14 protein-coding genes are annotated in these 14,151 nt (G+C 61.0%); 7 read left to right on the top strand and 7 right to left on the bottom strand.

Annotation, left to right across the window (positions count from 1 at the left end):
• Positions 1-4: 4 nt before the first annotated feature.
• Both ACVWSC_RS03520 and lnt read left to right on the top strand, forming a co-directional pair.
• Entirely contained in the window at positions 5-844 is an 840-nt protein-coding gene (locus tag ACVWSC_RS03520) for an HlyC/CorC family transporter (RefSeq protein ID WP_442112065.1), read from the top strand.
• Positions 845-852: 8 nt separating this feature from the next.
• A complete protein-coding gene (gene lnt, locus ACVWSC_RS03515) occupies positions 853-2,370 on the top strand; it encodes an apolipoprotein N-acyltransferase (protein WP_442112064.1) in 1,518 nt (505 codons plus the stop codon).
• On the opposite strand, the gene ACVWSC_RS03510 is transcribed toward lnt, so the two are convergent.
• Entirely contained in the window at positions 2,367-3,128 is a 762-nt protein-coding gene (locus ACVWSC_RS03510; RefSeq protein WP_442112063.1) for a YdcF family protein, read from the bottom strand. The two genes, lnt and ACVWSC_RS03510, sit on opposite strands and share 4 nt — an antisense overlap.
• Positions 3,129-3,259: 131 nt before the next feature.
• Positions 3,260-3,577: a hypothetical protein gene (locus tag ACVWSC_RS03505; RefSeq protein ID WP_442112062.1), complete on the bottom strand. Its 318-nt coding sequence runs from the start codon at positions 3,575-3,577 to the stop codon at positions 3,260-3,262.
• Positions 3,578-3,814: 237 nt separating this feature from the next.
• On the opposite strand from ACVWSC_RS03505, the gene leuS reads away from it, so the two are divergent.
• The 5 genes from leuS to ACVWSC_RS03480 all read left to right on the top strand — a co-directional run bounded on the left by leuS (position 3,815) and on the right by ACVWSC_RS03480 (position 9,818).
• Entirely contained in the window at positions 3,815-6,421 is a 2,607-nt protein-coding gene (leuS, locus tag ACVWSC_RS03500; protein WP_442112061.1) for a leucine--tRNA ligase, read from the top strand.
• 65 nt (positions 6,422-6,486) lie between these two features.
• Positions 6,487-7,092: an LPS-assembly lipoprotein LptE gene (locus ACVWSC_RS03495; RefSeq protein WP_442112060.1), complete on the top strand. Its 606-nt coding sequence runs from the start codon at positions 6,487-6,489 to the stop codon at positions 7,090-7,092.
• 36 nt (positions 7,093-7,128) lie between these two features.
• Positions 7,129-8,166, top strand: coding sequence for a DNA polymerase III subunit delta (gene holA, locus ACVWSC_RS03490; RefSeq protein ID WP_442112059.1), 1,038 nt, complete (start codon positions 7,129-7,131; stop codon positions 8,164-8,166).
• A 118-nt stretch (positions 8,167-8,284) separates the two neighbouring features.
• Complete coding sequence (gene arfA / locus ACVWSC_RS03485) at positions 8,285-8,440, top strand: alternative ribosome rescue factor ArfA (protein WP_442112058.1); 156 nt, start codon at positions 8,285-8,287, stop codon at positions 8,438-8,440.
• 61 nt (positions 8,441-8,501) lie between these two features.
• Entirely contained in the window at positions 8,502-9,818 is a 1,317-nt protein-coding gene (locus tag ACVWSC_RS03480) for a lytic murein transglycosylase (RefSeq protein ID WP_442112057.1), read from the top strand.
• A 64-nt stretch (positions 9,819-9,882) separates the two neighbouring features.
• Here ACVWSC_RS03480 and ACVWSC_RS03475 read toward each other — a convergent pair whose 3' ends face one another.
• The 5 genes from ACVWSC_RS03475 to ACVWSC_RS03455 all read right to left on the bottom strand — a co-directional run bounded on the left by ACVWSC_RS03475 (position 9,883) and on the right by ACVWSC_RS03455 (position 14,131).
• Positions 9,883-10,839, bottom strand: a complete 957-nt coding sequence (locus tag ACVWSC_RS03475; RefSeq protein ID WP_442112056.1) for a S66 peptidase family protein — start codon at positions 10,837-10,839, stop codon at positions 9,883-9,885.
• Between the two features lie 134 nt (positions 10,840-10,973).
• Entirely contained in the window at positions 10,974-11,972 is a 999-nt protein-coding gene (gene lipA, locus ACVWSC_RS03470; protein ID WP_010222903.1) for a lipoyl synthase, read from the bottom strand.
• A 2-nt stretch (positions 11,973-11,974) separates the two neighbouring features.
• Entirely contained in the window at positions 11,975-12,622 is a 648-nt protein-coding gene (gene lipB / locus ACVWSC_RS03465) for a lipoyl(octanoyl) transferase LipB (RefSeq protein ID WP_442112055.1), read from the bottom strand.
• Positions 12,622-12,894, bottom strand: a complete 273-nt coding sequence (locus ACVWSC_RS03460) for a DUF493 domain-containing protein (RefSeq protein WP_128323087.1) — start codon at positions 12,892-12,894, stop codon at positions 12,622-12,624. Before ACVWSC_RS03460 ends, lipB begins: the two co-directional genes overlap by 1 nt.
• A gap of 76 nt (positions 12,895-12,970) precedes the next feature.
• On the bottom strand, positions 12,971-14,131 hold the full coding sequence (locus tag ACVWSC_RS03455; protein WP_442112054.1) for a D-alanyl-D-alanine carboxypeptidase family protein: 1,161 nt from the start codon (positions 14,129-14,131) through the stop codon (positions 12,971-12,973).
• Positions 14,132-14,151 lie beyond the last annotated feature (20 nt).

Genomic DNA, 14,151 nt, shown 5'->3' with positions numbered 1-14,151 from the left:
CGCCATGAGCGAAGATCGATCGAGCAACGGGCAAAAGTCCTGGCTGGGCAAACTGACCCAGGCTTTTGCCCATGAGCCGAAAAACCGCCAGGAGCTCCTTGAGCTGCTGCGCGAAGCCCATCAGAACAAGCTGCTCGACAGCGAAGCGCTGACCATCGTTGAAGGCGCTATCCAGGTCGCCGACCTGCAAGTGCGCGACATCATGGTGCCGCGCTCGCAAATGATCAGCATCAAGGCGACGCAATCGCCTCGCGAGTTCCTGCCAGCGGTGATCGACGCTGCGCACTCGCGCTACCCGGTGGTCGGCGAAAGCCATGACGATGTGCTGGGCGTGTTGCTGGCCAAGGATCTGCTGCCACTGATCCTCAAGGACAACGGCGGCAGCTTCAATATCAAGGACCTGCTGCGCCCGGCCACCTTCGTGCCAGAGTCCAAACGCCTGAACGTGCTGCTGCGCGAGTTTCGCGCCAACCACAACCACATGGCCATCGTCATCGACGAATACGGCGGTGTGGCGGGCCTGGTGACCATCGAAGACGTGCTTGAGCAGATCGTTGGCGACATCGAAGACGAACACGACGTCGAGGAAGACAGCTACATCAAACCGTTGCCCAGCGGTGACTTCCTGATCAAAGCACTGACCCCGATCGAGAACTTCAACGAGTTCTTCGACAGTCAGTTCTCTGACGATGAGTTCGACACCGTGGGCGGCCTGGTCATGAGTGCCTTCGGCCACCTGCCAAAGCGTAACGAAACCACCGAAATCGGCCCTTATCGCTTCCGCATTCTCAATGCCGACAGCCGCCGCATTCACTTACTGCGACTGACCCCTATCACCCGTTAAGGACAACCATGCGCTGGATCACCCGCCCCGGCTGGCCCGGTAACCTGCTGGCCGTGGCGGCCGGTGCAATCACCACCCTGGCGCTGGCGCCGTTCGACATCTGGCCGCTGGCGCTGCTGGCGGTGGGTCTGTTCTACCTTGGCCTGCGCGACCTCAGCCCGCGCCAGGCACTGGGACGCGGCTGGTGCTTCGGCTTCGGCCTGTATGCCGCTGGCACCAGCTGGATCTACGTCAGCATCAACACCTATGGCGGCGCAACGCCATTGCTTGCCACCGGTTTGTTGGTGGCATTTTTTGCCGCCATTGCCTGGTTCTTTGCCCTCCCCGCCTGGGTCTGGGCGCGCTGGCTGCGGCGTAACGAGGCGCCGCTGGCCGACGCCCTGTGTTTCGCGGCCTTGTGGGTCGGCCAGGAAGCCTTTCGCGGCTGGTTCCTCACCGGTTTCCCCTGGCTTTATTCCGGTTACAGCCAACTCGACGGCCCGTTGTCCGGCCTGGCCCCTGTCGGTGGCATGTGGCTGATCTCCTTCTGCATTGCCCTGAGCGCTGCGCTGCTGTGCAACCTGCCGCGTCTGCGTGAGCGCAAGTCGTTCCTGGCCGTTGCAGTCGTACTGCTGGTAGCGCCCTGGCTGCTGGGCCTGGGCCTGAAGAACCATGCCTGGACCGAGCCTGCCGGCAAGCCGCTGACGGTTGCTGCGCTGCAAGGCAATGTCGAGCAGGAACTGAAGTGGAACCCCGAGCACGTCAATGCCCAGCTGGCGCTGTACCGTGACATGAGCTTCAGCTCCAAACCGGTCGACTTGCTGGTCTGGCCAGAAACCGCTGTGCCGATTCTCAAGGAACAAGCCCAGGGCTACCTGGACATGATGGGCAACTTCGCCGCCGAGCGGCATTCGGCGCTGATCACCGGCGTGCCGGTGCGTGAAGTGGTGCATCAGCAACGTCGCTACTACAACGGCATCACTGTGGCCGGTGAAGGCGATGGCACCTACCTCAAGCAAAAACTGGTGCCGTTTGGCGAGTACGTGCCCTTGCAGGACATGCTGCGCGGCCTGATCGCCTTCTTCGACCTACCGATGTCGGACTTTGCCCGCGGCCCTGAAGACCAGCCGCTGCTGCAAGCCAAGGGCTATCAGATCGCGCCGTACATCTGCTACGAAGTGGTCTACCCGGAATTCGCTGCCAGCCTGGCCGCGCGCAGCGACATCCTCCTGACCATCAGCAATGACACCTGGTTCGGCACCTCGATCGGCCCGCTGCAGCACCTGCAGATGGCCCAGATGCGCGCACTGGAGGCCGGTCGCTGGATGATCCGCGCCACCAACAACGGTGTCACCGGCCTGATCGACCCGTTCGGCCGCATCACCGCACAGATCCCGCAGTTCGAGCGCGGTATTCTCTACGGTGAAGTGGTACCGATGCAGCAGCTCACGCCGTACCTGCAGTGGCGCTCCTGGCCGCTGGTGATTCTCTGCGCGCTGTTGCTGGGCTGGGCTTTGCTGGCCAGCCGGGTGGCCAAAACCGTCTAATAGAACAGGCGGTATCCGAGCAGGCCGACTGCCTCATTGAGCAGTTGGCCGCTCTGCCAGATGGCTTTGCTCTCCGGCAGCCAGCCACCGAATGGGCGGGCATGGTCACGGCCGAGGAAGCCCACTGGCGCCGGGACCACGGTGAAACCTGCCTGCTCGAAGCTCCAGCGTGAGCGTTGCATGTGCCAGGCCTGAGTGACCACCACCACCCGCTTGACGCCTTCCGGCAACAATATCTGCGCACTCATCTGGGCGTTCTCCCAAGTAGTGCGGCTGCGTTCTTCCTTCCAGCGCACGCTGACACCCAAATCACGCTGCAAGGCTTCGGCCATCAGCTGCGCCTCACTCGGCGGGGTGCCGTAATGCAAACCGCCGCTGGTCAGTAACGGCAAGCCAGATGCTTTTGCCAACTGCGCGGCATAGCGCATGCGCTCCATGGCCACGCCTGTAGGTTGATCACGCAAGTCCCAGGCCGGGTCGCCGCGCTCGCGCCCGGCCCCGAGAATAACGATGGCATCGGCGTGTTCTGCCAGGTGCGCCCATTGCTCTGGGCTCAAGGCTGACTCGGTTTCCAGCAGACGCGCGCTGCGTTCGACGACAATCGGCAGGCTCATCGCCCACAGTCCACCCAACCCCAGGGCAAAGCACAGGGCAGACAGGCGCGGCCAGGAACGGCGCAGCCACCAGGCGGCAATCAACAGCAGGAACAACAGCCCGGGCGGCAGGATCATTTGTTTGATCAAATAACGAATCGGCACACGTCACCTCCTTGGAGATGCGCAGCCTAAGAGGATCGACACCTGGCAACAATAGTCAGATGCCGATCACCTGGTTTTAAGAGCATTTCCAAAGAGAGCGCACTCCGCATTGCGCCTGGGAATCCGGACGGCTATTTGAACTGCAGCGTCCTGGATTTTGCCGTGGTGATAGAGCGTTTCTTGTCCTTGAGCCAAACTACACTGGCTGAAGGAGTCGGCTCCGCTGATAGCTGTGCGCCAGAGCATCCATGCCTGCCCTCTGGAAGGGAGTCCAGATAGGCCTTGATCACATCGAATTCTGCGCGGCTAAGGCCACGCAATTCCAATTCAGCAGGCACTTCGTCGCGCAAACGAACCGAGGTTTTGGCCACTTCCAGGGCCAACCCCAAGCGATCGATCAGGCGTTCGTAAAGCTCCGGTTTTGTTACGTGAAGCTGTGACTCTCCCATCCGTTCACCTCATTGAAGATAAAATATCTCCCCCCACAAATGAGCTTAGCGCCACTCGCAAAAGCAGCCGGACGCTGCGACCAACGGCCCGCAGGCGCTCAGGCGGTGCAATCAGGGTTTCCCTCGATGGACAGGGGTCATGTATGCTAGGCCGTTCACCATTTTGACACCGGATTGCCGATGCAGCGTTTTTCAGCTGCCTGGATAAGGTCTCCCATTTCTAAGCGCAAAGTAGCCATGCACGAAACCTATCAGCCCCGCGAAATTGAAGCAGCCGCCCAAACCTATTGGGACGAGCAAAAGTCATTTGAAGTCAGCGAACAGCCAGGCAAGGAGTCTTTCTACTGCCTATCGATGTTCCCGTACCCAAGCGGCAAGCTACATATGGGCCACGTGCGCAACTACACCATCGGTGACGTGATCGCCCGTTACCAGCGCATGCAGGGCAAAAACGTTCTGCAGCCAATGGGTTGGGACGCCTTTGGCATGCCGGCCGAAAACGCAGCGATGAAAAACAACGTCGCGCCGGCCAAATGGACCTACGAAAACATCGAATACATGAAGACCCAGCTCAAGAGCCTGGGCCTGGCATTCGACTGGTCCCGCGAAGTCACCACCTGCAAGCCGGACTACTACCGCTGGGAACAGTGGCTGTTCACCCGCCTGTTCGAAAAAGGCGTGATCTACCGCAAAAACGGTACCGTGAACTGGGACCCGGCCGACCAGACCGTACTGGCCAACGAGCAAGTCATCGACGGCCGTGGCTGGCGTTCGGGCGCGCTGATCGAGAAGCGCGAAATCCCGATGTACTACTTCAAGATCACCGACTACGCCGACGAGCTGCTGGAAAGCCTCGACGAGCTGCCGGGCTGGCCTGAACAGGTCAAAACCATGCAGCGCAACTGGATCGGCAAGTCCCGTGGCATGGAAGTCCAGTTCCCCTTCGACCAGGCCAGCATCGGCCACGCCGGGGCGCTGAAAGTCTTCACCACCCGTCCGGACACCCTGATGGGCGCCACCTATGTCGCCGTCGCCGCCGAGCACCCGCTGGCCACCCAGGCCGCTCAAGGCAACCCGGAACTGCAAGCGTTCATCGATGAATGCAAAAGCGGTAGCGTCGCCGAAGCCGACGTCGCCACCCAAGAGAAAAAAGGCCTGCCGACCTCGCTGTTCGTCGAGCACCCGCTGACCGGCGAAAAACTGCCGGTATGGGTCGCCAACTACGTGCTGATGCACTACGGCGATGGCGCAGTGATGGCAGTGCCGGCGCACGACGAGCGTGACTTCGAGTTCGCCAAAAAGTACAACCTGCCGTTCAAAGCAGTGGTGCGCACCAGCCTCGGCGACGACGTCGCTGCCGAGTGGGATGCCGCCTGCGGCGAGCACGGTGTACTGATCAACTCCGGCGAGTTCGACGGCCTGGACTTCCCGGGTGCCTTCGACGCCATCGAAGTAGCCCTGATCAAAAAAGAGCTCGGCAAATCGCGCACCCAGTTCCGTCTGCGTGACTGGGGTATCAGCCGTCAGCGTTACTGGGGCTGCCCGATCCCGATCATCCACTGCCCATCCTGTGGCGATGTGCCGGTACCTGAGGATCAGTTGCCCGTCACCTTGCCTGAAGATGTCGTACCGGATGGTGCCGGTTCGCCACTGGCACGCATGCCAGAATTCTACGAATGCACCTGCCCGAAATGCGGCACCGCAGCCAAGCGCGAAACCGACACCATGGACACCTTCGTTGAGTCGTCCTGGTACTTCGCCCGTTACGCCTCGCCGAACTACGAGGGTGGCCTGGTCGATCCAAAAGCAGCCAACCACTGGCTGCCGGTCGATCAGTACATCGGTGGTATCGAACACGCGATCCTGCACCTGCTGTACGCACGCTTCTTCCACAAGCTGATGCGTGACGAAGGTCTGGTGACCTCCAACGAGCCGTTTAAGAACCTGCTGACCCAAGGCATGGTCGTGGCCGAAACCTACTACCGCGTTGCCAGCAACGGCGGTAAAGACTGGTTCAACCCGGCGGACGTCGAAGTCGAGCGTGACGCCAAGGCCAAGATCATCGGCGCACGCCTGAAAACCGACGGCTTGCCTGTCGAGATCGGCGGCACCGAGAAGATGTCCAAGTCGAAGAACAACGGCGTTGACCCGCAGGCGATGATCGAAGCCTACGGTGCCGACACCTGCCGTCTGTTCATGATGTTCGCCTCGCCGCCCGATATGAGCCTGGAATGGTCCGATTCCGGTGTCGAAGGTGCCAGCCGCTTCCTGCGCCGTGTCTGGCGTTTGGCCCAGGCCCACGTCAGCCAAGGCCTGCCAGGCAAGCTGGACGTTGCCGCCCTGGACGATGCGCAAAAAGTGATCCGTCGCGCCATTCACGCGGCAATCAAGCAGGCCAGCATCGATGTCGGCCAGTTCCACAAGTTCAACACCGCCATCGCCCAGGTGATGACCCTGATGAACGTGCTGGAAAAAGCGCCGCAAGCCAGCGAACAAGACCGCGCCCTGATGCAGGAAGGCCTGGAAGCCGTTGCCTTGCTGCTGGCCCCGATCACCCCGCACATCAGCCATGAGCTGTGGCATCGCCTGGGTCACCAGGGTGCAGTGATCGACGCTGGCTGGCCGGCAGTCGACGAAAGTGCCCTGGTTCAGGACAGCATCGTGCTGGTCATTCAGGTCAACGGCAAACTGCGCGGGCAGATCGAAATGCCGGCCGGCGCCAGCCGTGAAGAGGTCGAAGCCGCTGCTCGCAGCAACGAGAACGTGCTGCGTTTCACCGAAGGCCTGAGCATCCGCAAGGTCATCGTGGTACCGGGCAAGCTGGTCAACATCGTCGCCAACTGACAGGAATACCGGCCCGCCTGAACAGCGGGCCGGTGCACAGAATCGGCCCACAAGGGAGCAACAAGATGATCAAACGCAATCTGCTGGTAATGGGCCTGGCTGTGATGCTCAGTGCCTGCGGTTTCCAGCTGCGTGGTACCGGCAACAGTGAGCTGAGCATCAAGGAACTGGACGTCAGCGCACGCAACGCCTATGGCGAAACCGTGACCCAACTGCGTCAGGCCCTGAAAAGCAGCGGCGTCAATGTTTACGCCGGCGCACCGTACAAACTGGTACTGACCAACGAAGCCGAGTCCCAGCGCGCAGCCACCTACTCCGGCTCCGGCAGCACTGCCGAGTATGAGCTGACTACCGTACTGAGCTACAGCATCAACGGCCTGAACAACACCAACCTGCTCAACGACAAGCTTGAAGTGCGCAAGGTCTATGTGTACGACGGCAACAACATCACCGGTGGCGACCAGGACGCGGCACAAACCCGCGAAGAAATGCGCCGCGACCTGGTGCAGAGCATGATGGTACGCCTGCAACTGCTGACCCCAAGCCAGCTCGACCAGTTGCAAGTGGAAGCCGACGCACGCGCCAAGGCTGAAGCCGAAGCCGTGGAAGCGGCCCGCCGCGCTCAAGACGAAACACCTCAGCAGTCGCCGCTGCAACTGCCGATCAACTGAGCCTGAACGGGGCACTTCGGTGCCCCGCCTGCGATCATGAAACTCGCCCCCGCCCAACTTAACAAGCACCTGCAAGGTAGCCTGGCGCCGGTCTACGTGATCAGTGGCGACGACCCACTGCTCTGTCAGGAAGCCGCCGACGCGGTACGTGCCGCCGCACGCCAGCAAGGCTTTGACGAGCGCCAGGTGTTCAGTGCCGATGCCAACTTCGACTGGGGCACCCTGCTCCAGGCCGGCGCCAGCCTTTCGTTGTTCGCCCAGCGGCGCCTGCTGGAACTGCGCCTGCCGTCCGGCAAACCGGGAGACAAAGGCGCTGCTGCGCTGATCGAGTACTGCTCACGCCCTGCTGAAGACACCTTGCTGCTGATCAGCTTGCCCAAACTCGACGGCAGTGCGCAGAAAACCAAGTGGGGCAAAGCCCTGGTCGAAGGGCAACAGGTCCAGTTCATACAGATCTGGCCCGTCGATGCCCAGCAACTGCCACAGTGGATCAATCAGCGCCTGACCCAGGCCGGGCTGTCTGCCCAACGCGACGCCGTCGACCTGATCGCGGCACGGGTTGAAGGCAACCTGCTGGCTGCGGCGCAGGAAATCGAAAAGCTCAAGCTGCTGGCCGAAGGCAATCAAATCACGGTCGAAACCGTGCAAGCGGCGGTTGCCGACAGTGCACGCTTCGATGTGTTCGGCCTGGTCGATGCCATCCTCAACGGCGAAGCCGCTCACGCCCTGCGCATGCTTGAAGGCCTGCGCGGCGAAGGGGTCGAGCCACCGGTGATTCTCTGGGCCCTGGCCCGTGAGTTGCGGGTACTGGCGGGCCTGGCCCAGCAATTCAGCCAGGGTGTACCGCTGGACAAGGCCTTCAGCCAAGCCAGGCCACCGGTCTGGGACAAACGCAAACCGCTGATGAGCAAGGCCCTGCAACGCCTGTCGGCGCAGCGCTGGAGCCAACTGCTGCAAGATGCGCAACGCATTGACGCGCAGATCAAAGGCCAGGCACAGGGCTCACCCTGGACCAGCCTGGCGCGCTTGTCGCTGTTGATGGCCGGGCAGCGGTTGCCATTGCCGGCAGAGTGATATCAATCGCGGGGCAAGCCCGCTCCCACAGGTGTTGACCAATCTCTGTGGGAGCGGGCTTGCCCCGCGAACTCTTCGCCCCTATATTGCGCCCAACGCCACCAAAGGAGCCCCTGCCATGAGCAAAAAGTCCCGGCCCAACAAGGCCAAATCCATCGTCGCCCAGCCCATGTTCCGCAGCCGCCAGGAACGCGCCGGCAAAGGCAAAGGCAGCTACCGCCGCGAAGCCTTCCAATCGAGAGATTGGGAGGCTTTTTACTTTTTGATCGCATAAAAGCAAGAAATCGACAGGCATGGTATGGTCGGCACCTGACCTGTAATACCTGGACCTGTGCATGCCCTTTTGTCTTTCCCATCGCTGGCAACCTCGCCAGCTGATTGCTGCCTCCAGCCTCATCCTGCTTGTCGCCTGCGCGGAAAAACCCACTGCCGCCGATGCGCTGCCGCTGGCCCCTGCCCAGCCAGCTCCGGTTGTGACCGTGCCAAACCCGGCTGTCGACACCAGCACTGAAATTCAACCGTTACAAACTTTTGCCCAGTGGCAAGCGGGCTTCCGTCAGCAAGCCCTGCAAGCGGGCATCAATGCCGGCACCTTTGACCGCGCATTCCTCGGCGTCACGCCCGACATGGACGTGATCAAAGCCGACCGTAGCCAGCCGGAATTCACCCGTCCGGTCTGGGAGTACCTTGACGGTGCCCTGTCGCCAGTACGCGTGCGCAACGGTAAAGCGCTGCTGGAAAAACACGCAGCCCTGTTGAGCCAGATCGAACAACGTTATGGCGTTGACCGCGATGTCCTGGTTTCGGTCTGGGGCATGGAAAGCAACTTCGGCCAGTTTCAGGGCAGCAAGTCGGTGATCCGTTCCCTGGCCACCCTCGCCTACGAAGGCCGGCGCCCGGCGTTCGCCCAGGCGCAACTGATCGCAGCCCTGCAGATCCTGCAAAACGGCGACATCCAGCCCGACGCCATGAAAGGTTCCTGGGCCGGAGCCATGGGCCAGACCCAGTTCATCCCCACCACCTACAACACCCACGCGGTGGACTTCGATGGTGACGGACGTCGCGACATCTGGAACAGTTCTGCCGATGCCCTGGCGTCCACCGCCCACTACCTGCAAAGCTCCGGCTGGAAGCGTGGTGAACCTTGGGGCTTTGAAGTGCAACTGGCACCGGGCTTCGATTACTGGCTGGCCGATGGCAGCCAACGCAAAACCGTGTCCGAGTGGATGCAGCTGGGCCTGAAACTGCCAGCTGGGGTGCGCCTGCCTGCGGGCAGTGAGCAATTGTCCGCTGCCCTGTTGCTACCGGCGGGCTACCGCGGGCCTGCATTCCTGGTGCTGGATAACTTCCGTGCCATTCTCAAGTACAACAACTCGTCGTCCTATGCGATGGCGGTAGGCCTGCTCAGCGAGCGCTTCTCGGGTTCGGGTTACATCGCCGGTAGTTGGCCGAAAGACGACCTGCCGCTGAGCCGCAGCGAGCGCGTGGAGTTGCAAACGCTGCTCAGCGCCAGGAACTTCGACGCCGGTGCCGCCGACGGCATTATCGGCGCCAACACCCGCAAAGCGATTCGCAACGCGCAGCAGTCACTGGGCTGGCCAGCCGATGGCTATCCGACCCATAAGCTGCTGGAGAGTCTGCGTCAGCGTTGAGCCCTTCGCGGGGCAAGCCCGCTCCCACACAACCGGTGGGAGCGGGCTTGCCCCGCGATGATGTTCAAACAAACAAATCCTGCCCCAGGCGCAAACTCTTGCGATCAGCATCCAGCTGCACCTGAGCCCCCAACGGCAAGGTAATGGTGGGATCGCAATGACCGCTGCGCCAACCCGCCAGCACCGGAATCTGCAGCGGCTCGAACGTTTCCCGCAGCAGCGGCGTCAGCCCTTCCAGCGTAAGCCCGGCGACATCGCCCACCAACACCCCACGCAACCCCTCGAACTTGCCAGCCAGGCGCAGTTGAGTCAGCAAGCGGTCGATGCGGTACAGCGGCTCGTTCACATCCTCGAAAAACAGGATGCCATCCTCGCAATGCAGTTCGGCCGGCGTGCTCAAGGTTGCGCACAGCATGGCCAGATTCCCGCCCAACAAACGCCCTGAGGCCGCGCCAGAGACGATTGTGCTCAATGGGTAGGCCTGTGGGTGCTCTATTACATCACCACACCTTAAACGCCCGTGAAGCAGGTCGAACAGTGACGAAAGGGTCGGTGCCTGTTTATTTGCCAGCAGTTCGGACTTGAGCATCGCACCATGGAAGGTCACGAAGCCGGCATGCCGGGCAATGGCGCCGTGCAACGCGGTGATGTCGCTGTAGCCGACCAGCGGCTTTGGGTTATTGCGCAACAGCTCGAAGTCCAGGCCCTCAAGCAGGCGCATGCTGCCGTAGCCACCACGCAGGCAAATGATCGCATCAACGTCGGTTGCAGCGAACGCTGCATGCAAGTCAGCCAGACGATGCTCATCGCTCCCGGCCAGATAGCCTTGCGCCTCGGTCACCCCCGGGTAGATCCGGCATTGATACCCACGCGCCTCAAACCACTCGATCGCCTTGAGCGTATCGAGCTGGGCCGGGCCAGCCGGTGCGATGATGGCGATACGCCCCGTGGCGGACAGCGCTTTTGGCAACATCGAACAACCTGAGTGCAGCTCAGGCCGATGATCGATAGGAAGATTCATCCAGACAGCTCCTTGTTCGGACTTGAGCATCAAACATAGCGCTGCTGACGCTCAAATTGCGTGCGGAAAAAATGCCGGAAACAAAAATGCCGATGCTGCTGGCAAGCAGGCATCGGCATTGATAACAGCCGGGATCAGAGCTTGATCTTGGCCTCGTGCGCCTGTTGGTCGGCATGGTACGAGGAACGTACCAGCGGGCCGGAGGCGACGTTCTTGAAGCCCATCTTGTAGCCTTCTTCGGCGAACCAGGCAAAGGTGTCCGGGTGCACGAAGCGCTGTACTGGCAAGTGGCTGCGCGATGGCTGCAGGTACTGGCCCAGCGTCAGCATGTCGATATTGTGCTCGCGCATGCGGTGCATCACTTCGATGACTTCTTCGTCGGTTTCGCCCAGGCCCAGCATCAAACCGGACTTGGTCGGTACGTGCGGCACCAGTTCCTTGAACTTCTGCAGCAGGGTCAGCGACCACTGGTAGTCGGAACCCGGACGCGCCGCTTTGTACAGGCGTGGCACGGTTTCCAAGTTGTGGTTGAACACGTCTGGCGGCGTCTCGGCGGTAATCGCCAGGGCAACGTCCATACGGCCACGGTAGTCAGGTACCAGGGTTTCCAGCTGGACACCCGGCGACAGCGCGCGGATTTCACGGATGCAGTCGGCAAAGTGCTGGGCACCGCCGTCGCGCAGGTCATCACGGTCTACCGAGGTGATCACCACGTACTTCAGGCGCAGGTCGGCAATGGCCACCGCCAGGTTCTTCGGCTCGTCGACATCCAGAGGCTTCGGACGGCCGTGACCAACGTCGCAGAACGGGCAACGACGGGTGCAGATGTCACCCATGATCATGAAGGTAGCAGTACCGCCGGAGAAGCACTCACCCAGGTTCGGGCAAGAAGCCTCTTCGCACACGCTGTGCAGCTTGTGTTTGCGCAGCAGTTGCTTGATACGGTCGACTTCCGGCGAAACCGGGATACGCACGCGAATCCAGTCAGGTTTCTTCGGCAGCTCGTCGGTAGGGATGATCTTTACCGGGATACGCGCGACTTTTTCCGCGCCACGCAGTTTGACACCCGCCTCGACCTTGGGCCGCGGCGCCGGTGTCACACTTTGCACTGGTTCTTGCACAACAGTAGTCATATTCAGAATATTCCGCCCGTAAGGGTCGTCTGCTCAGCATAGTCGAGGTGCTTGACCAGCTGCCCGCGCAGCCTTGCCCTTACCTCAGAGAGTTCGATCGAGCCTGCCTGGTCGCGCAGCTGGGTCATGGCCAGCCCCGCATACCCGCAGGGGTTAATCCGGCGGAATGGCGCAAGGTCCATGTCCACGTTCAAGGCAAGGCCATGGAAAGAACAGCCATTGCGAATCCGCAGGCCGAGGGAGGCGATCTTCGCCCCATCGACATAAACGCCCGGAGCGTCGGGCTTGGCCGACGCCTCAACGTTGTAACTGGCCAGCAACTCGATCAGGCAGCGTTCGATCCGGGAAACCAGATCACGCACGCCAAAGCCGAGGCGGCGAACATCCAACAACAAATAAGCCACCAACTGGCCAGGCCCGTGATAGGTCACCTGGCCGCCCCGGTCGGTCTGCACCACCGGAATATCACCGGGCACCAGCAGGTGCTCGGCCTTGCCCGCCTGGCCCTGGGTGAACACCGCCGGGTGCTCCACCAGCCAGACTTCGTCACCGGTTTCAGGGCCACGCTGGTCGGTAAACCGCTGCATGGCCTGGAGCACCGGCTCGTAAGGCAATAATCCCAGATCGCGAAAGCCGAGGCTTGCGGACATCACAGCACCATTTTCACGATGCCGGTAGCACGCAGGGCGCTGTTGATGTTGTGCAGTTGCTCTTCGCCGGTAGCGACGATGTGCAGTTGTACGGTGGTGTACTTGCCTTCCTTGCTCTGGCGCTCGGCCAGGGTCTTGAGATCGACTTCAGCGTATTTCTTGAGGATCTCGATCACCGTGTCTTTGAAATTGACCACGGTGTCACCGATTACCTTGATCGGGTAGTCAGCGCAGGGGAATTCGATTTTGTGCGATTTGTCAGCTTCGGTCATGGCAGTAACGGCCTCGTAAGCCGTGGCAACAACAACGCCCCCGCATGCGTTAGCGGGGGCGTGGCAGGTCACGATATCAGTTGAACAGCCCGTAGAAGAATAGACGAATGCTATCCCACACCCGGCCGAAGAAACCAGCTTCCTCAACAGCGTCCAGCGCGATCAGATCAGCGCTGTGAACAACGTTGTCATCCAGTTTGACTTCCACTTTACCGATCACGTCACCTTTGGCGATTGGCGCGGTCAGTTGTGGGTTCATGGTCATGCTTGCAGCCAGTTTCTTCAATTGGCCTTTAGGCAAAGTCATGGTCAGGTCTTGAGCCAGACCGGCCTTGACCTGATTGGATGCGCCTTTCCAGACTTGCGCCTGAGCCAGCTCGGTGCCCTTCTGGTAGAAGGTCTGGGTTTCGAAGAAACGGAAACCGTAGGTCAGCAGCTTCTGGGTTTCGGCGGCACGGGCCTGCTCGCTGTTGGTGCCGAAGACCACGGCAATCAGACGCATGCCATCACGGACAGCCGAAGACACCATGCAGTAGCCGGCTTCGTCGGTGTGGCCGGTTTTCAGACCGTCGACGGTCTTGTCGCGCCACAGCAGCAGGTTGCGGTTAGGCTGCTTGATGTTGTTCCAGAAGAACTCTTTCTGCGAGTAGATCGCATAGTGAGCCGGGTCTTCGTGGATGATCGCACGGGCCAGCACGGCCATGTCGTGAGCCGACGAGTAATGCTCCGGGTGCGGCAAGCCAGTCGGGTTCATGAAGTGACTGTTGGTCATGCCCAGATCGGTAGCAGTCTTGTTCATCATGTCGGCGAACGCGTCTTCGCTGCCGGCAATGTGCTCGGCCAGGGCGACACTGGCGTCGTTACCCGACTGAATGATGATGCCGTGCAGCAGGTCGCTGACGCTGACCTGGGTGCCGACCTTGATGAACATCCGCGAACCACCGGTGCGCCAGGCGTTTTCGCTGACGGTGACAGGGTCGTTCTCGCCGATCTGCCCGCGACGGATATCCAGGGTCGCAATATAGGCGGTCATCAGCTTGGTCAGGCTGGCCGGCGGCAAACGCTCGTCACCATTGTTCTCGACCAGGACATTACCGCTGGAGGCTTCCATGAGCACGTAGGACTTGGCTGCCAGTTGTGGCGGCGACGGCATCATCTGCTCTGCCGCGAAAGCGGCAGGGGTGATCATCAGCGGAACAAGCAGGCAAAGGCGTTTGGCAAAGGTGGTGATGTTCATCCGTCTCTCGAAATGGCTAA

This window comes from Pseudomonas sp. NUPR-002, from assembly GCF_056322725.1.
This window is presented reverse-complemented; position numbering and strand designations above follow the sequence as displayed.

What these genes read in the sequence shown, in the direction of transcription:
- lipA (WP_010222903.1), bottom strand. Translation starts at nt 11,972, where the DNA reads ATGACTACTGTTGTGCAAGAACCAGTGCAAAGTGTGACACCGGCGCCG.
- ACVWSC_RS03495 (WP_442112060.1), top strand. Translation starts at nt 6,487, where the DNA reads ATGATCAAACGCAATCTGCTGGTAATGGGCCTGGCTGTGATGCTCAGT.
- ACVWSC_RS03460 (WP_128323087.1), bottom strand. Translation starts at nt 12,894, where the DNA reads ATGACCGAAGCTGACAAATCGCACAAAATCGAATTCCCCTGCGCTGAC.
- lnt (WP_442112064.1), top strand. Translation starts at nt 853, where the DNA reads ATGCGCTGGATCACCCGCCCCGGCTGGCCCGGTAACCTGCTGGCCGTG.
- arfA (WP_442112058.1), top strand. Translation starts at nt 8,285, where the DNA reads ATGAGCAAAAAGTCCCGGCCCAACAAGGCCAAATCCATCGTCGCCCAG.
- ACVWSC_RS03480 (WP_442112057.1), top strand. Translation starts at nt 8,502, where the DNA reads ATGCCCTTTTGTCTTTCCCATCGCTGGCAACCTCGCCAGCTGATTGCT.
- lipB (WP_442112055.1), bottom strand. Translation starts at nt 12,622, where the DNA reads ATGTCCGCAAGCCTCGGCTTTCGCGATCTGGGATTATTGCCTTACGAG.
- ACVWSC_RS03520 (WP_442112065.1), top strand. Translation starts at nt 5, where the DNA reads ATGAGCGAAGATCGATCGAGCAACGGGCAAAAGTCCTGGCTGGGCAAA.
- holA (WP_442112059.1), top strand. Translation starts at nt 7,129, where the DNA reads ATGAAACTCGCCCCCGCCCAACTTAACAAGCACCTGCAAGGTAGCCTG.
- ACVWSC_RS03455 (WP_442112054.1), bottom strand. Translation starts at nt 14,131, where the DNA reads ATGAACATCACCACCTTTGCCAAACGCCTTTGCCTGCTTGTTCCGCTG.
- ACVWSC_RS03505 (WP_442112062.1), bottom strand. Translation starts at nt 3,577, where the DNA reads ATGGGAGAGTCACAGCTTCACGTAACAAAACCGGAGCTTTACGAACGC.
- leuS (WP_442112061.1), top strand. Translation starts at nt 3,815, where the DNA reads ATGCACGAAACCTATCAGCCCCGCGAAATTGAAGCAGCCGCCCAAACC.
- ACVWSC_RS03475 (WP_442112056.1), bottom strand. Translation starts at nt 10,839, where the DNA reads ATGAATCTTCCTATCGATCATCGGCCTGAGCTGCACTCAGGTTGTTCG.